Origin of the sequence: Paenarthrobacter sp. NCHU4564, assembly GCF_052156435.1 — a bacterium.
Classification (GTDB): Bacteria; Actinomycetota; Actinomycetes; order Actinomycetales; family Micrococcaceae; genus Arthrobacter.
The window spans coordinates 61,796-82,706 of the sequence record NZ_JBQLIS010000007.1 but is presented as its reverse complement, the minus strand read 5'-3'; the positions used below and the strand labels follow the sequence as shown (position 1 = coordinate 82,706).

General features: G+C 64.0%; 23 protein-coding genes, 2 tRNA genes and 1 riboswitch. Of the genes, 3 read left to right on the top strand and 22 right to left on the bottom strand.

Annotated features, from left to right (window positions below; translation table 11 throughout):
• Positions 1 to 6 precede the first annotated feature (6 nt).
• Positions 7 to 477 (bottom strand): class Ib ribonucleoside-diphosphate reductase assembly flavoprotein NrdI, encoded by a 471-nt coding sequence (gene nrdI / locus ACSVIE_RS09500; RefSeq protein WP_426002907.1) that lies wholly within the window; start codon positions 475 to 477, stop codon positions 7 to 9.
• Between the two features lie 57 nt (positions 478 to 534).
• Positions 535 to 780 carry a glutaredoxin-like protein NrdH gene (gene nrdH, locus ACSVIE_RS09495; RefSeq protein WP_387437143.1) on the bottom strand — a complete coding sequence of 82 codons (246 nt, stop codon included), beginning with the start codon at positions 778 to 780 and terminating at the stop codon, positions 535 to 537.
• A gap of 392 nt (positions 781 to 1,172) precedes the next feature.
• Between nrdH and ACSVIE_RS09490 the strand changes: the two genes are divergently transcribed.
• Positions 1,173 to 2,138 carry a LysR family transcriptional regulator gene (locus ACSVIE_RS09490; RefSeq protein ID WP_426002908.1) on the top strand — a complete coding sequence of 322 codons (966 nt, stop codon included), beginning with the start codon at positions 1,173 to 1,175 and terminating at the stop codon, positions 2,136 to 2,138.
• Positions 2,139 to 2,189: 51 nt separating this feature from the next.
• Positions 2,190 to 2,693, top strand: a complete 504-nt coding sequence (locus ACSVIE_RS09485; protein WP_426002909.1) for a DUF2004 domain-containing protein — start codon at positions 2,190 to 2,192, stop codon at positions 2,691 to 2,693.
• Between the two features lie 48 nt (positions 2,694 to 2,741).
• Here the strand turns inward: ACSVIE_RS09485 and ACSVIE_RS09480 are convergent, their stop codons facing one another.
• From ACSVIE_RS09480 to ACSVIE_RS09455, 6 genes are read right to left on the bottom strand one after another with little or no spacing between them, the layout of a single operon-like run.
• Positions 2,742 to 3,452: a hypothetical protein gene (locus tag ACSVIE_RS09480; RefSeq protein ID WP_426007547.1), complete on the bottom strand. Its 711-nt coding sequence runs from the start codon at positions 3,450 to 3,452 to the stop codon at positions 2,742 to 2,744.
• Positions 3,452 to 4,474, bottom strand: coding sequence for a vWA domain-containing protein (locus ACSVIE_RS09475; RefSeq protein ID WP_442423654.1), 1,023 nt, complete (start codon positions 4,472 to 4,474; stop codon positions 3,452 to 3,454). The genes ACSVIE_RS09480 and ACSVIE_RS09475 overlap by 1 nt, the downstream gene beginning before the upstream one ends.
• Positions 4,471 to 5,451 carry a vWA domain-containing protein gene (locus tag ACSVIE_RS09470; protein WP_426002912.1) on the bottom strand — a complete coding sequence of 327 codons (981 nt, stop codon included), beginning with the start codon at positions 5,449 to 5,451 and terminating at the stop codon, positions 4,471 to 4,473. Before ACSVIE_RS09470 ends, ACSVIE_RS09475 begins: the two co-directional genes overlap by 4 nt.
• Positions 5,442 to 5,912 (bottom strand): hypothetical protein, encoded by a 471-nt coding sequence (locus tag ACSVIE_RS09465; protein WP_442423653.1) that lies wholly within the window; start codon positions 5,910 to 5,912, stop codon positions 5,442 to 5,444. Before ACSVIE_RS09465 ends, ACSVIE_RS09470 begins: the two co-directional genes overlap by 10 nt.
• Complete coding sequence (locus tag ACSVIE_RS09460) at positions 5,905 to 6,813, bottom strand: DUF58 domain-containing protein (protein ID WP_442423652.1); 909 nt, start codon at positions 6,811 to 6,813, stop codon at positions 5,905 to 5,907. Before ACSVIE_RS09460 ends, ACSVIE_RS09465 begins: the two co-directional genes overlap by 8 nt.
• A gap of 10 nt (positions 6,814 to 6,823) precedes the next feature.
• Entirely contained in the window at positions 6,824 to 7,831 is a 1,008-nt protein-coding gene (locus ACSVIE_RS09455; protein ID WP_442423651.1) for an AAA family ATPase, read from the bottom strand.
• 129 nt (positions 7,832 to 7,960) lie between these two features.
• Between ACSVIE_RS09455 and ACSVIE_RS09450 the strand changes: the two genes are divergently transcribed.
• Entirely contained in the window at positions 7,961 to 8,164 is a 204-nt protein-coding gene (locus tag ACSVIE_RS09450; RefSeq protein WP_426002916.1) for a hypothetical protein, read from the top strand.
• Between the two features lie 31 nt (positions 8,165 to 8,195).
• Here ACSVIE_RS09450 and ACSVIE_RS09445 read toward each other — a convergent pair whose 3' ends face one another.
• The 14 genes from ACSVIE_RS09445 to thiD form a co-directional block, all read right to left on the bottom strand.
• A complete protein-coding gene (locus ACSVIE_RS09445; protein ID WP_442423650.1) occupies positions 8,196 to 9,446 on the bottom strand; it encodes an ROK family transcriptional regulator in 1,251 nt (416 codons plus the stop codon).
• 107 nt (positions 9,447 to 9,553) lie between these two features.
• Positions 9,554 to 10,693 carry a class I SAM-dependent methyltransferase gene (locus tag ACSVIE_RS09440; RefSeq protein WP_442423649.1) on the bottom strand — a complete coding sequence of 380 codons (1,140 nt, stop codon included), beginning with the start codon at positions 10,691 to 10,693 and terminating at the stop codon, positions 9,554 to 9,556.
• 98 nt (positions 10,694 to 10,791) lie between these two features.
• A tRNA-Ala gene (locus ACSVIE_RS09435) sits at positions 10,792 to 10,864 on the bottom strand.
• Between the two features lie 181 nt (positions 10,865 to 11,045).
• Positions 11,046 to 11,121, bottom strand: a tRNA-Ala gene (locus tag ACSVIE_RS09430).
• A 110-nt stretch (positions 11,122 to 11,231) separates the two neighbouring features.
• The gene (rsfS, locus tag ACSVIE_RS09425; RefSeq protein WP_426002920.1) at positions 11,232 to 11,636 is read right to left on the bottom strand and encodes a ribosome silencing factor; all 405 of its coding nucleotides are present in this window, start codon (positions 11,634 to 11,636) and stop codon (positions 11,232 to 11,234) included.
• 52 nt (positions 11,637 to 11,688) lie between these two features.
• Positions 11,689 to 12,936, bottom strand: a complete 1,248-nt coding sequence (locus ACSVIE_RS09420; RefSeq protein WP_442423648.1) for a hypothetical protein — start codon at positions 12,934 to 12,936, stop codon at positions 11,689 to 11,691.
• Positions 12,937 to 12,943: 7 nt separating this feature from the next.
• Positions 12,944 to 13,618, bottom strand: coding sequence for a nicotinate-nucleotide adenylyltransferase (gene nadD / locus ACSVIE_RS09415; RefSeq protein ID WP_442423712.1), 675 nt, complete (start codon positions 13,616 to 13,618; stop codon positions 12,944 to 12,946).
• A 4-nt stretch (positions 13,619 to 13,622) separates the two neighbouring features.
• Positions 13,623 to 13,859, bottom strand: a complete 237-nt coding sequence (locus tag ACSVIE_RS09410; RefSeq protein WP_426002923.1) for a hypothetical protein — start codon at positions 13,857 to 13,859, stop codon at positions 13,623 to 13,625.
• A gap of 83 nt (positions 13,860 to 13,942) precedes the next feature.
• Positions 13,943 to 15,307 carry a glutamate-5-semialdehyde dehydrogenase gene (locus ACSVIE_RS09405; RefSeq protein ID WP_442423647.1) on the bottom strand — a complete coding sequence of 455 codons (1,365 nt, stop codon included), beginning with the start codon at positions 15,305 to 15,307 and terminating at the stop codon, positions 13,943 to 13,945.
• Positions 15,304 to 16,482 carry a glutamate 5-kinase gene (proB, locus tag ACSVIE_RS09400; protein WP_442423646.1) on the bottom strand — a complete coding sequence of 393 codons (1,179 nt, stop codon included), beginning with the start codon at positions 16,480 to 16,482 and terminating at the stop codon, positions 15,304 to 15,306. The genes ACSVIE_RS09405 and proB overlap by 4 nt, the downstream gene beginning before the upstream one ends.
• The gene (obgE, locus tag ACSVIE_RS09395) at positions 16,472 to 18,058 is read right to left on the bottom strand and encodes a GTPase ObgE (protein WP_442423645.1); all 1,587 of its coding nucleotides are present in this window, start codon (positions 18,056 to 18,058) and stop codon (positions 16,472 to 16,474) included. The genes proB and obgE overlap by 11 nt, the downstream gene beginning before the upstream one ends.
• 136 nt (positions 18,059 to 18,194) lie before the next feature.
• A complete protein-coding gene (rpmA, locus tag ACSVIE_RS09390) occupies positions 18,195 to 18,458 on the bottom strand; it encodes a 50S ribosomal protein L27 (RefSeq protein ID WP_070347479.1) in 264 nt (87 codons plus the stop codon).
• A 58-nt stretch (positions 18,459 to 18,516) separates the two neighbouring features.
• A complete protein-coding gene (rplU, locus tag ACSVIE_RS09385; protein ID WP_442423711.1) occupies positions 18,517 to 18,825 on the bottom strand; it encodes a 50S ribosomal protein L21 in 309 nt (102 codons plus the stop codon).
• Between the two features lie 332 nt (positions 18,826 to 19,157).
• A complete protein-coding gene (gene thiD / locus ACSVIE_RS09380; protein ID WP_442423644.1) occupies positions 19,158 to 20,696 on the bottom strand; it encodes a bifunctional hydroxymethylpyrimidine kinase/phosphomethylpyrimidine kinase in 1,539 nt (512 codons plus the stop codon).
• Positions 20,687 to 20,785: riboswitch (TPP riboswitch) on the bottom strand. It overlaps the preceding gene by 10 nt.
• Between the last annotated feature and the right edge of the window lie 126 nt (positions 20,786 to 20,911).

The window sequence follows — 20,911 nt, the reverse complement described above, 5'->3', positions numbered from 1 at the left end:
CCCCGGTTACTTCTGTTTCTGCGACAGTAGTGTCCAAAACTTTTCCAATCCTTGATTGACCCGATCGACGTCTTCCGGCGTCCCCATGAGTTCAAACCTGTAGAGATGCGGCACCTTGCACTTGGCGGCGATGATGTCGCCGGCTGCGCAGTAGTTGTCCGCGAAGTTGGTGTTCCCTGCACCGATGACTCCCCGGATCAGTGCCCTGTTCCCGGGATTGTTGAGAAACCTGATGACCTGCTTGGGCACGGAACCTTCCCCATTGGTCCCGCCGTAGGTGGGCAGCACAAGGACGAAAGGTTCCAGCGCCTGGAGAGGGGCATCCTGTGCATAAAGCGGAATGCGTGCAGCGTCCCTGCCCAGCTTCTGGATGAAACGCTTGGTGTTCTCTGATGTCGAGGAAAAGTAGATGAGGTGACTCCTGGTGGTGACAGCTTCCGTCGCATTGCGTGCGGTCGCCGCTGCCAGCGGTGCCATGGGAGTCACCTCGACTACATAGGAATTCTTGCTTGGTGTGGTGGTAATAGCCCGGGGCTAGGCCACGGAGGAGGAAACCGTCTGCGCCAGTTCCTCGATCTTGTCCGGGCGGAATCCTGACCAGTGGTCCTGCTCGGTGACAACCACGGGAGCCTGCATGTAGCCCAGTGCCTTGAGGCGCTCGAGTGCCTCTGCGTCCTGGGAGATGTCGACACTCTGGTAGGCAATGCCCTTCTTGTCGAGTGCCCGGTAGGTAGCGTTGCACTGAACACAGGCCGGCTTCGTGTAAACCGTTACGGTCATATCCCTGTCCCCTTAGTTGAAGTCTGCTGGATGGGGCGGGCGTCCCGCTCAATCCGTAAATCGATACTACATGTAGTGCAAGCGCCCCGCCGGGACCCCAAGATGATGTATTACAAGTATGTCATTCAATCCACCGGCCGTCCACAGGAGGGGGGCCTCAAAATGTCCGTAAATACGCCGAAGTGAGAGATGAAATCCACACCCTGTGGACTACTTAGCCACATTTAATCTTCCGCGTGTCGCCTGAAACCGGCGTGTCGTGACAGTTTGAAAGTGTGGCGTGGCGAACACCAAGATTTGCTGTTGGTGCAGCCCGGAGTACGGTGTCCTAGACGCTTTCCGGCGTCCCGCAACCCCGGCATCACGCCATCAACCGAGCAAAAGGACAGCTGATGGTCAATCTCCTCCACCTCCGGACCCTCCTTGAGGTCACCCGGTTGGGTTCCTTCGCAGCAGCCGCGGCACAACTCGGTTACACGGCGTCGGCTGTGTCACAGCAGATGGCGGCCCTTGAACGCGACACCGGAGTGGAGCTCTTCCAGCGTTCGGCCAGAAGCGTGGTTCCCACCGAGGCTGCGGTCACCATGACACGGCATGCATCCAAGGTGCTGACCGACGTCGAGGCCCTCATGGCAGCCGCGTCACGGACCAACGACTCTCCGGCGCAGGAACTCAGACTTGGCATCTTCCCCAGCCTGGCCACCTACGTCCTCCCCGACATCCTGAAGAACGAGCGGTGGAATGGACTGGGCATCGAACTGCGCGTGTCCGTAGCCGAACCGGCGCAGACCATCCAGGGGCTGCGCACCGGCGGCGAACTGGACCTTGCCCTCGTCTACCAGGTAGGACAGTCGGGCCTGGCCTGGCCCCATTCCCTGGAACGGCAATGGATCGGCGATGACGACTTCCGCGTTGTGCTGCCGGCGTCGTGGAAGATCCGTGAGGACGCCGAGATCGAAGCCGCACACCTCTCCGACATGCCCTGGATCATCCACCACCCCGGCACCAGCGACGCCCTGGTGATCGAACGGCTCTTTGCCAGCTGCAATCTGCATCCGCGGGTGGTCGCCTACAGCGACGACTTCCACGCGAGCCTTGAGATGACCGCCGCCGGACTGGGAGCCTCGCTGGTACCGGAACTTGCCCTGCGGAACCGGCCACCCGGCGTCGTGGTCCTTGACGTTCCGGACATCCGGCTGGCCCGGAACATCTTCGCCCTGCAGATCAATGAGAAGCGCACCGCGCAGGTCCAGCTGTTCACACAGTTGCTGGCAGACACGCTCCGCGGCATCCACCAAAAGAGCGGCCTGCACCCGTTGAAGCCCACCCCTGCCAAGGTGCAGCAACGGCGCCGCTGAAATTGGCACCATGTGCTGGAACCCGCCCGGTGATGGCGTTAGATTGATCACATGGGCAAGGTAGCGAGCAAACATTTTGGGGAGATTGAGCTCAACCACGGGCGTGAACACTGTTTTGTGGCCAAACACGAACTCGGCGGCAACCAGCTTGAGTTGGACCTCAACGTCGCAGCGCATGACCACTTTGACGAGGCAGCCATGCACAAGGTGGACTATCGTTTGCGCTTCCTCCCTGAGCTTGTTGACCAGGTCAGGGAGATGATCGCTGATGAACTGGACCAGGACGGCACCAACCCGCAACAGTTCCTCCACTTCCACAGTTCCCAGCTCAAGGAAGAGCAACTGGAATCGGTGTTTGGCGTACGGGACAAGTCCCAACTCACCAACGACGTTTTCCTCAAGGCGCTGAAGCTTGGACATGTAGCCATCTACCCGGGCCAGCCGGAACGCTACTTTGTGCTTGATTTCACGCTGGGCTCGCACTTCACCGACGAGACACTGGTGGTGGCGGCGGACGAGGACGGCGTGGTGGACGACGAGATCCTCTGGGAATAGGACCTTAAAGCTCGACGCCGGCCGCCCACCTTCCGGTGGACGCGGACCTCACCATGGCTTGTCCACGCCCGGACCCTGATCCGGTCCGCGCAGGTACTCCTCGCGTTGTTGCCCCTCGGCGCGCTCCTGCTGCGCTTTTCGGGCGCTGTCCTGAAGCTGCTTCAACTGTTCGTCCTGCGGAGCCGACGACTCCTGGTTGTCTCCGCCGGCATCCGGGGGCATCTCACTGGCCAGGAGCTTGCCGTCAATCCGGTCCTTCGCCGAATCCAGACGGCCTCCCTCGCCTGCGGAATTGCCCGGCCCGTCCTGGTGGCACGTTGCCGGTGCCCCGGCTGCCACCTCCAACGCGTCGCGGAAGAACTGCTCAGCCCCGCTCCGGCTCCCGCCTGCCTGGACACTGGCCGCGGATGCGGCGTCGCCCAGCCGCTCAAGGGTCAGCACCAGGTTGACCCGGACCTTGCATTCGTCATCGCCCGCTCCTGCCTCCAGTGCCTCTTCGAAGTCCCGCCTCGCCGCCGCAAAGTCGCCGGCCAGCACCTTCGCGTCACCGGCAGCAAAGGATGCCTTGTAAGGTTCCACGACGTTGGCCACTCCCAGCCACCGTGCAGCCACCGCGAGCGCCTCCCGGTCGCTGGACGAGAAGGCCTCCGAAGCGTAGCCTCCCAGCCAGCCGACGCTGAGGAGTTTGGCCGCCCAAGCCAGCGCCAGCAATGCCGGCAGCAGCGACCACAAGGCGAGTTTCCGCCGTCGGGCCTTCATCACAGTGCCTCCCTGTCCCCGGGCTGCGGTGCAGCGGAACCAGGCCGGCTCAATTGACGCAGTCCGGCGACATGGCGCAGTGGCTCCTGCATGGCCAGCAGGAAGGCCGCCAGCGCGAGCAGCCAGTAGAGTTCGGTCCGGCCGGGAGAACGGTCCTCTCCTCCGGGCACCAGCGTTCCGGGCTCCGCTTTGGTGAACAGGTCGCTGGCCGGTCCCGTTCCGTCGCGGTGTACGTAGGGTACGTTCAACTGCCCGGCAATTTCCTGCAGTTGTGTTTCGTCGATCCGGGACACTGCGTCGCGGGGACCGTCACCGCTGCGGTCCTGCAGGTAACCTGCGCGGGACCCGCTGGCATCCCTCATCCGTCCGCCTTGGTCGGTGCCGTACCCCAGGACCGCTCCCCCGGCGGTTTCCGACGGACCGAGCGGCAGCGCATCGGGCGGGCCCGCACTGGTGTTCTCACCATCGCCAGCGTAGAACACCAGGGCAGGACGCCCCGGATGCTGCTCCCGGGCCTTGTGGAGCCGTTCCTTCAGCAGCGGCCCCGCTCCGGTGACACTGCTGCCTCTCGCATAGCGGGGGCTCTGGGGTTGGAGGGTAGCCATGGCGGTCTGCAGGGCTGTGGTGTCCCGGGTCAAGGGCATCCTGACCGATGCTTTGCTGTCGAACGTGATCAAAGAGAATTTGGCCCCGGCCAGTTCTTTCGCAATGGCCATGACGTCTGCGCTGACGCCGCTCAGGCGGGTCGCTGAGCCGTTGAAGTCCTCGGCGGCCATGCTGGTGCTCGTGTCAACCACGAAGAAAACATCAAGATCCGTCGACGCCGTGGTCGCTTCACCGCCGGGCCAGCCGGGACGCAGTGCAGCCAAAAGCAAAAGCACGACGGCGGCGCAGCGGACCGCCGTGGACCTCACCGCCTGGCGGGGTTGCCCGCCCCGGGCAAGAACCCACACGGTAAAGAGCAGTGTGGCAACGACGGATACGGCGATGAACGGCCAGGCGATGATGGGAGCGAAGGTCATGCCTGCAGCCGCCATCCCACCACGAGAAGGCCCATCCCGGATACCACGGCGATACCCAAAGGCCACGCGGGATCATCGGAGACCACTGCCTGGGGTGCGGCCAGGTACGCCGAGGCTTCGCTGTCCTGTACCTGCTGCACGATGCCGGGCACGGCACCCGGACTGTCCAGGGCGTGATAGCTGCCACCGGTGCCCTCAACGGCGGCCCGCAGTTGCGCGCCCGGTTGCACGGGATCGTCGCCGTAGTCCAGGTCCCCCGGATTCAGGGCATGGACGGCAACATCCCTGCTCCTGGCCAGTGCCGCTGCCTCTTCAAGGGTGAATACGGGGTTCCCGGAGAGGAAGTTGTCTGTTGCCAGAACCACCGAACGTGTTCGCCTGGTTCCTCCGCCTTCGGTGTGGTCCTCCGGGAAACTCTGTACACAGGACGCCAGTCCATCACCGATCAAGGACGACCCGCCCCGCTGCCACGTGCCGTCAAAGAACGAACCGGCCCCGCTTTCGAAAGCTTCCTGCGCTTCGCTCAATTGGCCGGCAACATAGTCATAATCATCGGTCAGGGGAAACAACTGCACGCTGCTGCTGTCGAAGATGACCATGCCGATGCGCTCGCCGTCGAACTCCTTCGCCAATTCCTTGAAAACCCCGGCAATCGCAGCGTCAGTGCCGGCCATGGAGCCGGAGACATCCAGGCACAACACGATGTCCCGGTTACGCACTTCCGGCTGGTGGGTGGAACGCTGCACCGGCCTGGCCGCGGCTGTCACGCTGGCAGCAAGAAAGACCGCACCCAGCAGTGCACCAAGGACCAACGTGAACCTGTACCTGGCCAGGGCCTTCTTGTACTCGGGAAGGTGGGTCATCCGATCGGAATGTGCCACGGGCCGGTACGGTCGCGGTGCCCTCCGGAGGACCAGCCATGCGGCTGCCACGGCGGCTGCAGCCAAGGGAAGAAGCCACCAATAGGTCAGTTCCATCCGAGGACCGCCCTCCGTGCAGTGTCAGCGGCCGCGCTGACCGGGCTCCCTGCTGCCGGTGCAAACTCCCCCGGATAGATGGCAGCGATACCGGCCGCGAAGTGTCCAAGCCCGTTCCCGCGCAGTTCCTGGAGGGTCATCGACGTTGCCGGCAACCCGGTAGCGGCAGCGGCGAACTCCCGCACCAGGAAGCTCAGCCGCTGGTGGGCTTCGCGCATGGGCAACGTGCCGTCGTCGGCGTCCTTTTCAACAGCGGCAATCCCCGCAAGGCAAGCTGCCCGCAGGGCTTCCACATCCCGGGCCGGAGAAACAACCGTTTCCTGCCCACCCAACCGCCGCGGCTTTGCCGGCCACAGCAGCCATCCGTACCAAGCTGCGACCGTCACTGCCAGCAGCAGGCCCAACCACAACCACAGCGGCTGGTAGGAAAGCGGCCCATAAAAGCTCGAACCGTCAGGCACGGTATCCGCCTTTGGCCACCCTGGTTGTCCCAGCGCGGGATCGATGCTTCTCCAGAAGAGCAAACACCGACTGGACCACGTCGGCGCTGCCTGCTGCTTGCTCCTCGGCGATATCCAGCTGCCTGAAGACGGTCCGGCGTGCCTCCTCGCGCCGCCTTTGGGCAACCTCATAGGCCTTCCGTACCCGGTGGTTGCCTGCGACGGCGGACGGAAGCATCGACCCGTCCCGCACCTCGGTGCTGGTTTGGCCGGTGGCGAGGTCGGCGTCGCGGACCGTCAGCCACAGAATCTCGTGACGGGACCGCAAACGGCGCAACAGGCCCACCGTCCGCTCGTCAGGAACCACCTCATCGGCAATGACTACCATCAGCAGTCGCCCTTTCAGGTACCGCAGCGCATAATCCAACTGTTCCGCCAGGGCGCTCGCAGGCCCGTCCAGGGAAGTACGGGAATCGACCTCGCGGAGCAACCGCTCAAGGTGGTCCTCGCCGCTGCGTGGCGGCAGGTAATAGGACGCAGCAGCAGAGCCATGCAGGAGGCCCACGTCGTCTCCATGGCGGGCAGCCAAGTACCCCAGGACCCCGGCGGCATCCACGGCGATGGCTTTCTTTGGCTCCCCCGAAGCGGCATCAGCTGCCATGCCGCGGCCGGTATCGACCACCAGGAGCACCGAATGGCGGCGTACGGCCACGTATCGTTTGACCAACGGCGAACCATGCCGTGCCGTCGCTTTCCAGTCAATATCCCGGACTTCGTCGCCGGGAACATAGGCCCGGAGCTCGTCGAAGTCCAGGCTGCGGCCCTTGAAGACCGAGCCATATTCACCGTCCAGCAACGTCAGGGTCTTACGGTGCGCGAAAATGAACATCTTCGACTTGACGCGTCGGAGGAGGCTTGGCATGACGCCCCGGCTACGGCGTTTGGACCGACGCAAGCACGGCGTCGATCACGGTTTCCACGGCGATGCCTTCAACCACGGCATCGAAGCCCAGAACGATCCGATGCCTGAGAATGCGATGGGCCAGATTCTTGACGTCCTCGGGGATGACGTGGTCCCGGCCGTTGATCAGGGCAAGGGCGCGGGCTGCCTGGCTGAAAGCGATGCCCGCCCGGGGACTCGCACCGAATTCCACCAGGGCAGCGAGGTGAGGTTCCAGGTATTGCGCTGCATTGCGGGTGACGTACGCCAGGCCCACGATGTACCGGACAATGGCTGGATCGATGTAGACGCGACGGACCAGTTCCTGTGCCTGGACCACGGCGTCAAGCGACGCTGCCGCCGGTGGCTTGGAGGCCGGGTCGAAAACACCGGCGTCGAACCTGCGGATGATCTCGGCTTCTTCGGCCGGAGTGGGGTAATCCAGGACATCCTTGAGCATGAAGCGGTCCATCTGTGCCTCGGGAAGCCGGTAGGTTCCCTCCTGCTCGATCGGGTTCTGCGTGGCGAGCACCAAAAAAGGCGCCGGCAACGGATACGACTCTCCCCCGATGGATGTCTGGCGCTCCTGCATGGCCTCCAGCATGGCGCTCTGGGTTTTGGCGCTGGACCGGTTGATCTCGTCGAGCAGGACAATATTCGCGTGGACCGGCCCAAGCTGGGTAATGAACGTGCCTTTGGCCGCGTCGAAAATCTGGGTGCCTGCTATGTCACTGGGAAGTAGGTCTGGAGTGCACTGGATCCTCCGGAAATCGGCACTGACTGATTCAGCAAGCGCGTGGGCCGCGGTGGTCTTGGCCAGCCCCGGAACACTCTCCAGCAGGACGTGCCCGCCCGTCAGCAACCCGATCACCAAGGTTTCACGAAGCCGGGACTGTCCCACGACCTTGGCTTCAAAACTCCGCATGATGCTGGCCACCAACTGCTGCGCACGGGCCATGTCCGGCGCGTCGATTCCGGCCGTGGCGGTGTTTTGAAGCACTCGTTGTCCCCTCGATGGCATCAGTTGGTCGTTGCGGTCCTGCAACGGCCACTCTATCCAAGCGGCAGCCAATTAACTGTGCAATGGGGAGCTCTCCCCATGAAGACGCCCGGGGTCTATCCTTTTCCCATGCATCAGCTACCAGCCCGCTACCAGGAGTATCTCGCCGGCCAGACGGAACACGTTGCCTTGGCCGTCCGGCCCGTTTTGCTGCAGTCCGCCGCCGAACAGCGGCACGGCGTCCGGATCACCTACAACCCCGGTCCCACGGGGCACCAGGCCCACTTGGACGAGTCGGTTCCCTACGGCGAAATCGTGGAAGACATCGACTGATCCATCGCCACCGCCCCGGATGGTGTCCTGGTCAGCCTTCCAGCAGCAGCCGCTGGGCCCGGGGAGCAAGCGTGTGCTCCAGCACGAGGCACGCAGCGCCGATGGCTCCCACGTCCTCGCCAACGCCTGAGCCTACGACGTCGATTCCATGGATCATGCCTGCGGCGCTGTTGGCTGCTATTTGGGCAGGGACGCGGTCCAGGAAATACCTGGACATCCGACCCCAGAACGGACCTCCGAACACTACGCGCTCCACGTCCAGTGTGTTGGTAACCACGGACACTGCCCGGGCTACCAGGGTCGCGGACTTGTCCAGGATTGCGATTGCTTTCGGATCGCCGGCATCGGCTTTGTCGCACAACATGGCATAGCGTTCCTGGACTTCCGGCCCGTCGGCATCGTTGCCGTGGCCGTCAAGGACGCCGGCTGCCTCGGCCTCCGCCACCAGGACCTGGGGAATGCAGGATGACTTGACGCAGCCTCGGAGCCCGCAGTCACACGGCGGACCATCAGGGTCGACGATGATGTGCCCGATCTCGCCTGCATTTCCGGACGTACCACGGACCACTTCGTCGTTGAGCACGATCCCGCACCCGATGCCGGTGCCCATATACATGAAAACGAAGCTGCCCGCGCCGCTGGCCCCGCCAACCCAGGTTTCAGCCACGGCCGCGCTGGTAACGTCCTTGTCCACCAGAGTCTCCAGGCCCGTCGCTTCGGTGAGAGCCTCGCGGATGCGCACCCGGTTCCATCGCGTCAGCAGCGGCGGTTCCACTACCGAACCTTCATCGAGGTCGATGGGACCAGGTGCCGCAACGCCCAAGCCGGCAATCTTGGAGGCATCAACGCCCGAATCCGCAATCAGGACCTGGATCTGGTCGGCGATGCTGGTGATCACATCGGCCGGATCACCGCTGGGCGTCGCCATGCGCGAGTGCAGGACCACATCCCCCACAAGATCGAGGATCACGAAAGTCATCACGGCCGGATCCAGATGGACACCCACGGCGTACATCCCCGAAGGATTGAGCCGCAGGATGGTCCGCGGCTTGCCGGGACCGGTGCCTTCTTTTCCGGCCTCCACAATCAACTGCTGGTCGAGCAGCCGCCGCGAGATGTTGGAGATGGTCTGGGGAGAGAGTCCCACGAACTGGGCAAGCTCAACCCGGCTGAGCCCACCCGACGAACGCCGGATGGCCTCCAGGATAACCGTCAGGTTGAAGTCCCCCATGCGTGGCAGGTTGGTTCCGCGCCTCGGTGTCGGCTGCCGGATCTCAGTCACTGAATCCCCTCGTCATTCGCTGGAGCATGGTGGAACGGTCATGCCCCTGAATTGTATGCGACAAGCCCGCCCCACGGACGGCGTGACACATTGGGCGAGGCTCCGGATCACGTCCGGGCTGCTCTCCGGGTCCGCGCTACCGTGAATTTGGGGTTGCGCCCCTCGATCTCTGTTGGACCAACCAAGCGTTCCAGCGCGGCTTTGTACTGCAGGTGGCTGTTGTACACGGTCCAGAGCTCTCCGCCCGCAGCCAGCACGCGGGCAGCAGCCTGGAACATCTTCAGAGCCGCGCCCGCGTGAACGGTTGCTCCCACATGGAACGGCGGATTCAGCAGGATCAGTTCGGCACTGTCCCCCGGCAGCGTGGACATGGCGTCGTCGTGAAGCACGGAAATCCGGTCCGCCAGCCCGTTTGCCTCAGCCGTACCTTTGGCGGAGGCAACAGCGGCTGCCGATTGGTCCGTCGCCAAAACCGCAGCACCTGGATGCAGCTTCGCGTACATGGTGGCCAGAATGCCGGTCCCACATCCGAGGTCGACCGCCCGCGGGACTTCAGGCATCCGGTCCAGGAACCCGAGCAGGAAACGGGTGCCGATGTCCAGCCGGGCTCCGGAAAACACTGCTCCGCGGGCTGCCACCTTGATGCCGAGTTCGGCAATGTCCTCCAGCACGGGAAAGGGGGGCTCCACCGGGACATGCCTCGCGTCCCGGGCCACCAGTGTCCGTGATTTTTGCCTCGCCAGTTGGGGCTGTACAGATCCGAAGTATTTTTGCAGGACATCGTTCATGCCCAGGGACATGTGTTTTACCCGCCCACCGGCAAGCAGGATGGCACCGGGCGCAGCAAAGCGCGCAACGGCGTCGGCGATTTCCTCCAACTCGGCCAGAGACTTAGGCAACTGCAGCACCACAAGGCCGGCATCCTGCAAGAGCCCCGGGCCGAGGTCATGCGCCCTATAGCGCCCGTCCAAGCCTGCGGCAGCGGCGTTGCGCGCCAACGCGAGCCTTCCGGTGTACAGGTCCTGGTGAACGCGGACATGCTCGACGGCGGTGACGGCCAACGCGCCGAGGGTCAAGGCGCCGTACCGGTCACCGATGACGGCGATATTGGGCTCGGCACCGGCACGGTGCCGGACTTCGTCGAGCAACAGCCGATCCGTTGCGTCATACGCCTGCAGGTTTTCAGCGTCGACGTCGGGGTGCCGGCTCAACTGGCTGAACAGGGTTTCCAGATCCTGTACTGGCACGGCAGCTGCCCCGCTTTCTTAGAGTCGCTGGAACCCGCCAAGGGTGCCATCGCCAACAAAAAGGACCCCGCTCAAGAGAGCGGGGTCCCAATCCGAAGTGGAGCTGAGGGGACTCGAACCCCTGACCCCCTGCATGCCATGCAGGTGCGCTACCAGCTGCGCCACAGCCCCGGATTTTTGCTGATTCCCGGAGGAAGATTTCCCTTCCTGCCGAAGCAACTCGTCAATACTAACCACAATCGCCTGAGAAGCGAAATCCGACGAGTATGAACTGCATCACGTCCAGGACAGCCAATCAATCAACAAAAAATCCCGCCCTTTCGCGGTGTTCCGCTAAGGACGGGATTTGTGATGGTGGAGCTGAGGGGACTCGAACCCCTGACCCCCTGCATGCCATGCAGGTGCGCTACCAGCTGCGCCACAGCCCCATATTCGTGCTGCCCAGCGGAACGTTTATCTTCCATTCCCGCCGAAGCAACTCAAATATCTTAGAACAGCCTTCAGGAAAATTCCAAATCGGGCATATTCGGGATTCCAGCTACTGCTCGGCATCCTCGGCAGCGATCGCCTTGGCCGATGCGTCATCACCAAGCTCCAGGTCCACCACCGGGCAGTCCTTCCACAGGCGCTCCAAAGCGTAGAACACCCGGTCCTCGGCATGCTGGACATGGATCACCACATCGGCGTAATCGAGCAGGACCCAGCGTCCCTCCGAGCGGCCCTCGCGGCGCACCGGACGCAGGTCCTGCTTCAGCAGTTCTTCCTCGATGGCGTCAACAATGGCATTCACCTGGCGTTCGGTGGGCGCCGATGCGATCAGGAAAACGTCAGTCAACGCCAGCCGCTCGCTGACATCGAGAGCTACGACGTCCTCGGCAAGCTTGTCGGCCGCCGCCCGCGCAGCATGGCGGGCGAGAGTGATGGATTGTTCATGTGCAGACACGGGGACTCCTTGTTGTGGCCAAAGGCCGGGATATAAGACTTCTTGTGCGGACTTATCCGCTGGTCATCATGATGATGCCGACGATGAGTGCAACCAGCCCCAGCGCGAGCACCGCGATCTGGAGAATCCGGTTGCGCTGGGCGCGCGCCAGGCCCGCCGTACTGGCATCGAGCGGGTCAAGGCCATAGGCGGTGCTTGCAGACACCGGTGGACGCTGCTCCTGTTCTGCCGGCAGGTCAGCGGTGACAGCCCGCTTGCGGGCGTTCCTTGCCACAGCCTCCGCACGGGCAAGCACCCCCGCCCGGCCTCGGGCGGCCTTCCCGGTGGAAGGCTTGGCCGCAGCATCCAGCGCAGGTCCCGGCGAGGTCACCACGGGTACGAAGGTGGTGCTTGGCTTCTTCATCACAGGCCGCTCGACACCGGGGACCTTGACGAACTCCAGTGGAGTGACCATGGCCAGGTTGTTCGCTGTGGACGGTCCGGACGCGGGCGTCGGGGCCTTCCCGCTGCCCCCTTGCTTGGAATCCCCTTGGGCCTGCTCCGCAAGCTTCTGCTTGGCAGCGGCGCGCTTGTTCAGCACCGCTGCACGTTCTGCCAAAGCGATCTGCTGGGCGAGGACCTCGGGATCCACTGCCAGCGGATCCTGGTCCGCAATATGCTCGAGTTTGGCCGTCTGGTTCTGGACCTGCGCCGCAATCAACTCACGGACTGCAAGTGCTTGCTCCACCGACATCCCGGCTCCGGCCGGACCCGGAGCTTCACCTGCTGTGGGCGAAGCCGGGGGCTTTGGTTTCCCGCCGGCCGGTTCCTGCGCAGTCCCCTCATCCGCAGCCGCGGTCTTATCGGCCGGCGCCGGAACAATGGGGTTGGCGGACGTGGCCATCTCGGCCTGCAACTGCTGCAAACGCAATTGGCGGCGCGTGGGCGGGCCACCGCCGGACAGCTGTTCTTCCTTGTCTGCCAGTTCCTTAATGGTGCGCAATGCCGCACGGTCCCGCGCGCGGATCTGGGAGGATCGCTCCCCCACGGCGTCGACGGGAACATCGGCCGCGCGGCGGTTGCGTGGCGCCGCAGCGGCGGCCTTTTGCGCCGGAACGGAGTCGGCCTTACCTGCGGGGGCCACGGGTTCCGGACCAGGTGCTGCCGCGCGTTCAGGACCAGGTGCTGCGGCGCGTTCAGGACCAGATGCTGCCGCGCCGGAACCAGCCGCGGAGGACTGCTGCTCAGCGAGCTGCTGCTCTTCCCGGGCGCGGCGAAGTTCCCGCCTGCTGCGGATGGGACGCTGTTCCTGGCTGCTCATTCAAAACTCATTCAGTACGTGCTGGCTCGTCTGATCCGGACAATGCGGGGGCCAACTCCCCCGCTGGGGGCCGCGGCGCGTACAGGCCGTACTTGGCGATGTACTGGACCACCCCGTCCGGAACCAAGTACCAGACAGGATTGCCCTCGTTGACGCGGTTGCGGCAATCGGTGGAGGAGATGGCCATCGCCGGAACTTCCAACAGGCTCACATCTTCCGTCCGACCGAGGTCGTTCAGCTCGTGCCCCGGTCGCGTAACGCCCACGAAGTGCGCCAGCGACCAGAGCTCGTCCACGTCCTTCCAGGACAGGATCTGGGCCAAGGCGTCGGCGCCCGTGATGAAGAAAAGATCCGCATCGGGCCGCTGCGCGCGCAGGTCACGCAGGGTGTCTATGGTGTACGTGGGGCCGGGCCGGTCAACGTCGACCCGGCTCACGGTAAACCTCGGGTTGGAGGCCGTAGCGATCACCGTCATCAAGTAACGGTGCTCGGCCCTGCTGACCTTTTTGCTGGATTTCTGCCAAGGCTGGCCCGTGGGCACGAACACGACCTCATCGAGATCGAACTTGGCAGCTACCTCGCTGGCAGCCACAAGGTGGCCGTGATGGATGGGGTCGAACGTACCACCCATGACGCCCAGGCGGAGCCTGCGCTCCGACTCCCCGCGCGGTGTTGCGGCGATAATCTTAGTGGCCCTCGTGGTGCTGGTGCTTGTTCGGGTGCTGGCGGTGCGGATCCGCGTGCTCTTCGACGGCCTCGTGGCGGTTGCCAAGGTTGGTGTAGGAGAGGGTGACAAACATGAGGACCAGCAGGATGGCGAACATCACAATGCCGAAGACCCACGGCTCAGCCCACAGCGGAGCAGCTTCGTGACCGCCTTCGGTTTGCGCGGCAATGGACGTGGCGATCTGCTGAAACAGCATCTTCTCCCCTAGTTGGTTTTCAAAGGATTCTTGACGGCGGGCCTCCCCGCCGTCCCGGACTTCTGTTCTATGTTACAGCGTTGCTAGCTGCGGACCTGGCCCTCGCCCTGGACGATCCACTTGGTGGTGGTGAGCTCGGTCAAACCCATGGGGCCACGGGCATGGAGCTTCTGGGTGGAGATGCCCACTTCCGCTCCCAACCCGAGTTCCCCGCCGTCGGTGAACCGCGTGGACGCGTTCACGATCACGGCCGCGGAGTCGATCTCGGCGATGAACTTCTCGGCGTTGGCCAGGTTGTTGGTCAGGATTGCCTCGGTGTGGCCAGTAGTCCAGGTGCGGATGTGCTTGACGGCGTCATCCAGGCTGTCCACCATGGCCACGGCGAGGTCCAGGTCCATGTATTCGGTCGCCCAATCGTCGTCGTCCGCGGGGACGGTTTCCACCGCCGGGCCCAGGGCCGAAGCGATCCTTTCGTCAACATGGAGGGTGACACCGGCAGAGCGGAGCGCGGACGCTACCGCGGGGAGCACCGTGGACCCCGAATGAACCAGGAGGGTCTCCACGGTGTTGCAGACACTCGGGCGTTGGGTCTTGGCATTCAGCAGGATCTCCACTGCCATTTCTTCGCTGGCGGACTCGTCAATGAAGATGTGGACGTTGCCTTCGCCGGTTTCGATAACGGGCACCGACGAGTTGTTGACCACTGTCTGGATCAGGTCCCGCCCGCCCCGGGGAATCAGGACATCCACGCGTCCGCGTGCGCGCATCAGAACATTGGCACCTTCGCGGCCGTACTGGTCTACAGTCTGCACGGCGTCAGCCGGCAGCCCCACGGAGTCGAGCGCTTCGCGAAGAATCCTGACCAGGGCCTCGTTCGTCTTCGCAGCAGCTGACCCACCGCGCAGGATGACGGCGTTGCCACTCTTAAGGGCCAGCCCGGCAATATCTACCGTGACGTTGGGGCGGGCCTCGTAAATGGCAGCCACGACGCCCATGGGCACGTTGACCTGCCGAAGACGCAACCCGTTCGGCAAGGTCTGCCCGCGGACCACATTGCCCACGGGATCAGGGAGGCCGGCCAGGTTCTCAAGGGCCGCAACCAAACCATCGATGCGGGCAGGCGTGAGGGTCAGGCGGTCCAGCAGGGCAGCTGATGTCCCGTTGGCACGGCCTTCGGCAACGTCCTTGGCGTTCGCCGCGAGGATGTGGTCACGGTTGTCGAGGAGTGATGTACCGATGGTTCGCAGGGCGCGGTCCTTCCAGGCACGATTGGCCTGGCCCATGCGGCGGGCGGCCTTCCGTGAGCGGTCGGCAATTGCGTACACGGCGGCTTGGAGATCCTCCTGCGAGAGTGGAACGCTACCGGCCACGGGACGCTCCGGCGCCTGCCCGGCAGTACCGGGAGCGTCGGAAATCACAGGGGCGTCGGGAGTCAGCGCTTCAGTCATGCTCCAAGTTTAGATGAGCGGGGAGCCCGAAGGAGTACGAGGTCGTCAACATGAACAACTTCGCGGTCGTAGCCGCGGCCCATCGCCTGTCCCAGTTCCTGCGTGGAGCGGCCGAGCATGCGCGGGAGTTCGTCGGAGGAGTAGTTCACCAACCCCCTGGCAACCACCGTTCCGTCAAGGGAGACCATTTCGATTGCGTCACCGGCCTCGAAATCACCCGTAATGCGTGAAATCCCCGCAGGCAGGAGTGACCTGTGCCGGTCCCGCACGGCTTTCACTGCGCCGTCGTCGAGCACCAAACGGCCGTGGACCGTGGCCAGGTGCGCAAGCCACAAAAGCCGCACCGGCTTCCGGTTGCCGTTAACGGCGAACCATGTGCCGACGTCCCCGCCGCCCAGGGCTGCGGCCGCGTTCGCGGTGGATGTCACCAGGGCATGGATGCCGGATCCTGCCGCAATGGAGGCGGCCTCGACCTTGGTCATCATTCCGCCGGTGCCTACACCGGCCTTTCCGGCCTTTCCGATGGTCACGCCGTCCAGGTCCTGCGGACCCCGGACCAGTGGAATGCGCTTGGCTCCCTGTGATGGCGGGCCATCGTAGAGGGCGTCGACGTCGGACAGGAGAACCAGCGCGTCGGCGCGCACCAGGTGGGCTACCAAGGCTGCGAGGCGGTCGTTGTCACCGAACCGGATCTCGTGCGTGGCGACGGTGTCGTTCTCATTGACCACGGGAACAACCCCGAGGTTCAGCAGGCGGTCCAAAGCACGGAAGGCGTTGGTGTGCTGGGTACGGCGCATGAGGTCGTCTGCCGTCAGGAGCACCTGGCTGACCGTGACACCGTGGGCGTTGAAGGCCTGGGTGTAGCGGGCCATGAGCAGCCCCTGCCCCACACTCGCCGCCGCCTGCTGGGTAGCAAGGTCCTTCGGCCGCTTGGCCAGGCCCAGCGGAGCAAGCCCCGCGGCAATGGCGCCTGACGATACGAGGATTATTTCCGTCCCGGCGTTGCGCTTCCCTGCCAGCGCGTTGACCAGCGCGGTGAGCGACTTCTCGGAGATGCCGCCCTTGATGCTGGTCAGCGAGGACGAACCAACTTTGACTACTATCCTCTTGGCGCCGGCCAGCGCCTGGCGTTCGGCCGCGTCCGTTCCGGGGACGTCGAGGGTCTTAGTCGTCATCACCGGCGTCCAGGTTGCTTTCCTTGACAGGCTGCGAACGACGGCGGCTGACGGACTCCGTCCAGATGCCCGCCTTGCGCTCGGCTTCCAATTCGGCACGTGCGGCGGCCTTGGCCTCACGGCGCTCGATCTGTTCCTCGCGCTTCTGGGAACGGGTAGGACGATCTCCGATATCCGCAACCCGGATATCCGTGCCTCGAGGCGTGGCGAGCAGTTCGGCACCTGCCATCATGGTGGGTTCCCAGTCAAAGACCACACCGTCGTCCCCGCCGATCACCACGGTGTCGCCCGGCTTGGCACCGACCTTGAAGAGTTCGGTCTCCACGCCCAGCTTGGCCAGGCGGTCGGCGAGGTAGCCAATGGCTTCCTCGTTGGTGAAATCGGTCTGCTTGACCCAACGCTCGGGCTTTTCGCCCAGGACCCGGAACAGCGGCTCGAGGTTCTTCTCCTCACGGCGGATCCGGAAGCCGGTCTCATTGACGGCGCGCGGACGGAGGATCTGGGGCGCCACCTTGGGCGGGGCCGCCTCGACCGCGTCACGGGCGGACTTCACGATCTCCGCCATGGCGAAGCTGAGCGGGCGAAGCCCCTCGTGGCTGGTGGCGGATACCTCAAAGACCCGGTATCCACGTGCCTCAAGGTCCGGCCGGACAAATTCCGCCATGTCCCGGCCGTCCGGAAGGTCCACCTTGTTCAGCACCACCAGTTTGGGCCGCTCATTCAGTGGTACAACCTCGCCGTCCGTGCCGGCGTAGCTCATGTCCACCGCGTACTTTTCCAGCTCCGCCTCGATGATGGCGAGGTCGGAGAGGGGGTCGCGGTCCGATTCAAGGGTTCCGCAGTCCAGAACGTGCACCAGGGCGGCGCAGCGCTCCACGTGGCGGAGGAAGTTGTGGCCCAGGCCGCGGCCCTCGCTGGCGCCTTCGATCAGGCCCGGAACGTCGGCAATGGTGAAGCGGACGTCTCCGGCCTGCACAACGCCCAGGTTGGGAACAAGGGTGGTGAAGGGGTAATCGGCAATCTTGGGACGGGCGGCGGACATGGCAGCGATCAGGCTCGACTTGCCGGCTGACGGAAAGCCAACCAGTGCGATGTCAGCGATGGATTTCAGTTCGAGGACGATGTCCGCGGACTCACCCTCGATTCCCAACAGGGCGAAACCGGGAGCGCGGCGCTTCTGCGACGAAAGCGCGGCATTGCCGAGGCCGCCCTGGCCACCGGCCGCGGCGACGTACTCGGTACCCTCGCCCACGAGGTCGGCAAGGACTTCGCCGTCCTTGGTTTTTACCACGGTGCCGTCCGGAACGGGCAGGATCAGGGTTTCGCCATTCTTGCCGCCACGCCAGTCACCCATGCCCGGGCCACCGTTGGTGGCGTGGCGGTGCGGTGCGTGGTGGTAGTCCAGCAGCGTGGTTGTTTGTGACGACACCCGAAGGATGACATCTCCCCCGTTGCCGCCGTTGCCGCCGTCCGGACCGCCAAGGGGCTTGAATTTTTCCCGTTTGACAGAGACACAGCCGTGGCCGCCGGTTCCGCCGGATACGTGCAGGACTACCCGGTCAACAAAGCTCGCCACGTGAATCTCCTCTTGTTGCTGTTGCCGGCATGATTGCCGGAACCGGCACGCCCAGGGCGTCCCAGTCGATTGTAATGCGGTTAAAAGAACGGTGGAGCGGGCCTGTTGGCCCGCTCCACCGGTTCAGAACGTGGTGTTACTCTGCAGCTGCAGCAGCAACGATGTTCACTACGCGGCGACCGCGGCGGGTGCCGAACTCAACCGCACCTGCCTGCAGTGCGAACAGGGTGTCGTCGCCACCGCGGCCGACGCCTGCACCGGGGTGGAAGTGGGTGCCACGCTGGCGGACGATGATCTCGCCTGCGGAAACTACCTGACCACCGAAGCGCTTGACGCCGAGGCGCTGTGCGTTGGAGTCACGACCGTTGCGAGTGGAGCTCGCGCCTTTTTTGTGTGCCATGTGAAATGCCTGCCTCTAAAATTCTGGGAAACTGAAAAACGTGAACCGGTAACGGAAGTTACGCGATGCACGTGATCTTGATCTTGGTCAGTTCCTGACGGTGACCCTGGCGCTTCTTGTAGCCGGTCTTGTTCTTGAACTTCTGGATGACGATCTTGGGACCGCGGAGGTCTTCAAGGATCTCAGCCGTAACCTTGACCTTGGCCAGGTCCGCAGCTGCGGAGGTGACCTTGTCGCCGTCAACCAGGAGCAAGGCGGGCAGCTCAAGCGTGCTGCCGGCTCCACCGGGGACGCGGTTCAGCGTTACGTAGTCTCCAACGGAAACCTTTTCTTGGCGGCCGCCTGCGCGGACAATCGCGTACACCACTTGGGTACTCACTTCTCTCGACGTTTCTTACTAAATTTGCGTGCGGAACCTTGATCCAACGCAGGGCCCGGTTCGCGCTGTGCCTCAACGCCGTGGACTTCAGATCGAAGCCCGCGAGTCATCCCATGAACAATTCCAAGGGGCATAACCCAAGTGTTGGCGTAAGCACCGAAGATCAAGATTACGCTAGTTTGACCTTCAGTCGCAAATGAGGCCGGGCCCGGAGCCCTGGAGGTGACGCTTGTCACCACTGGAACGGACTCGCCCGGCACCGTGCCCATACAGCCTACCGCGGACGGGCGGCTTTGCTGTTTCGACGCGCTGGAAAGCCATTACGCGAACAAGCGCGGAGCGTCGAAGAAGGCTGTCTCGTAGCGGCAGGAGTGGGCAAAGGCTTCCACCATCGCCGCCCGCTCTTGCCCTGAGGCAGAAGCCGCTGCCAGGTCGGTGAACCTGATGGCGGTCCTGGTCGCTTCGGCGAATTCTTCGTCTGCGTAGGTCCGGAGCCAGTCCGCATAAGGGTGGCTGGCCGGTTCGCCGTTCCGGACATAGGAAGCATGCAGGCGGTGTCCCACCTCGGCGTAAAGCCAGTAGCAGGGCAGGATCGCCGCGAGCAGCACACCATAGCTGCCTGATGCCGAGGCCGCCAGGAGATGGTCCACATAGGACTTGGTAACCGGCCCGGTCGCCTGGCTGGTGCGGCGCGTGGCCAGCCAGTTCCGGTGCAACTCCGATTCCACCTCCAGGCACACCTGGGAGGCTTTGGCCCAGAACAGCTGCTCTTCCTCGCTGGGAGCCAGTGCCCCCGCCCTGGCCAGGACCCGCGAGTATCCGTTGAGGTACAGCGCGTCCTGGGCGAGGTAGTAGTTGAACCAGGACTCTGGCAGCGCACCCGATTCCAGCCCCTCGATAAACGGCAACGCGTTGATGGCCCCGAGTTCTCTGGACGCCTCTGCCCATAAGCGCGCCGCGAAGGTATCCGGCGCTGCGGAGGCCTCAAGGTGGTGGAAATGATGGATGGGGCCGCTGCCTTGGCCGACCTCCAGCCTGTCAGCGTCCCGGAGTGCCTGCAGCAACCACGGCTTCACTTCCCGAAGGGAAGCTTCCCAGTCACCCGTCCGGGCCTGCACGGTGGCCAATGCCGATGAAAGCGAGCAGCCCGTCCCGTGGCTGTTGCCGGTGTAGACACGCGGTCCGCCAACCTCGATGATGTCCTGGCGCAGCAAACCGCCCGTGTTGACCAAGGCGTCGGGGCAATCGTCACCGGCAAGGTGCCCGCCTTTGACCAGCACGGTATTTCCGCAAGCCGCGGCCAGGCGCTTTCCCTGGTCGAGTGCCGAGGCCCAGTCCGCGGCCTCAGGTTCTCCGAGCAGCATGGCAAGTTCGGGGAGGTTGGGGGTGACCAGGTCCGCCAGGGGCAGAAGATGACGCAATGCTTCCTCAGCGGTTTCCCTCAGGAGGCGGTCGCCGCTGGTGGCTACCATCACGGGATCAAGGACCACGACGGCGGGACGCACCGTTCCGAGCCAGCTGCGGACCTCGCCAATGACCTCCGCGTCGCCCAACATCCCGATTTTGACGGCATCGATCGTGATGTCGCTGCCGACCGCTTCCAACTGCTGGCGCAGGAATTCCACCGGCGGCACATGGACACTGCTGACGCCAAGGGTATTTTGGGCAGTGAGGGCGGTGACGGCGGCCATGCCGTAACCCCCGAGGGCAGAAATTGCCTTCAGGTCTGCCTGGATTCCCGCTCCCCCGGACGGATCCGAGCCTGCGATGCTCAGAACACGCGGTGGCCTGACAGGGCCGGGGGCTGCCGGGTAGACGGCAGAATCAGGGTAGGCGGAAGAAGACGACAAAGAAGTCATGGGGACATCCCTTCGCCGGTGCTAACCGGACAGGTTCAACGGGTCTGGATCTCAGCCGGGCCCGACGCCCGGCACCCCGTGTCAATCCCCAAGACTAGCCGGGAAACACCGGCCCTCCGAAACCCACGCGCAGTTGCTCCACGGATATGACTACGGCCCCCGGAATCCTGCTGCAGTGTGCCTGTGCAGGAAAATCCGCGGGCCGCGTCAATCCC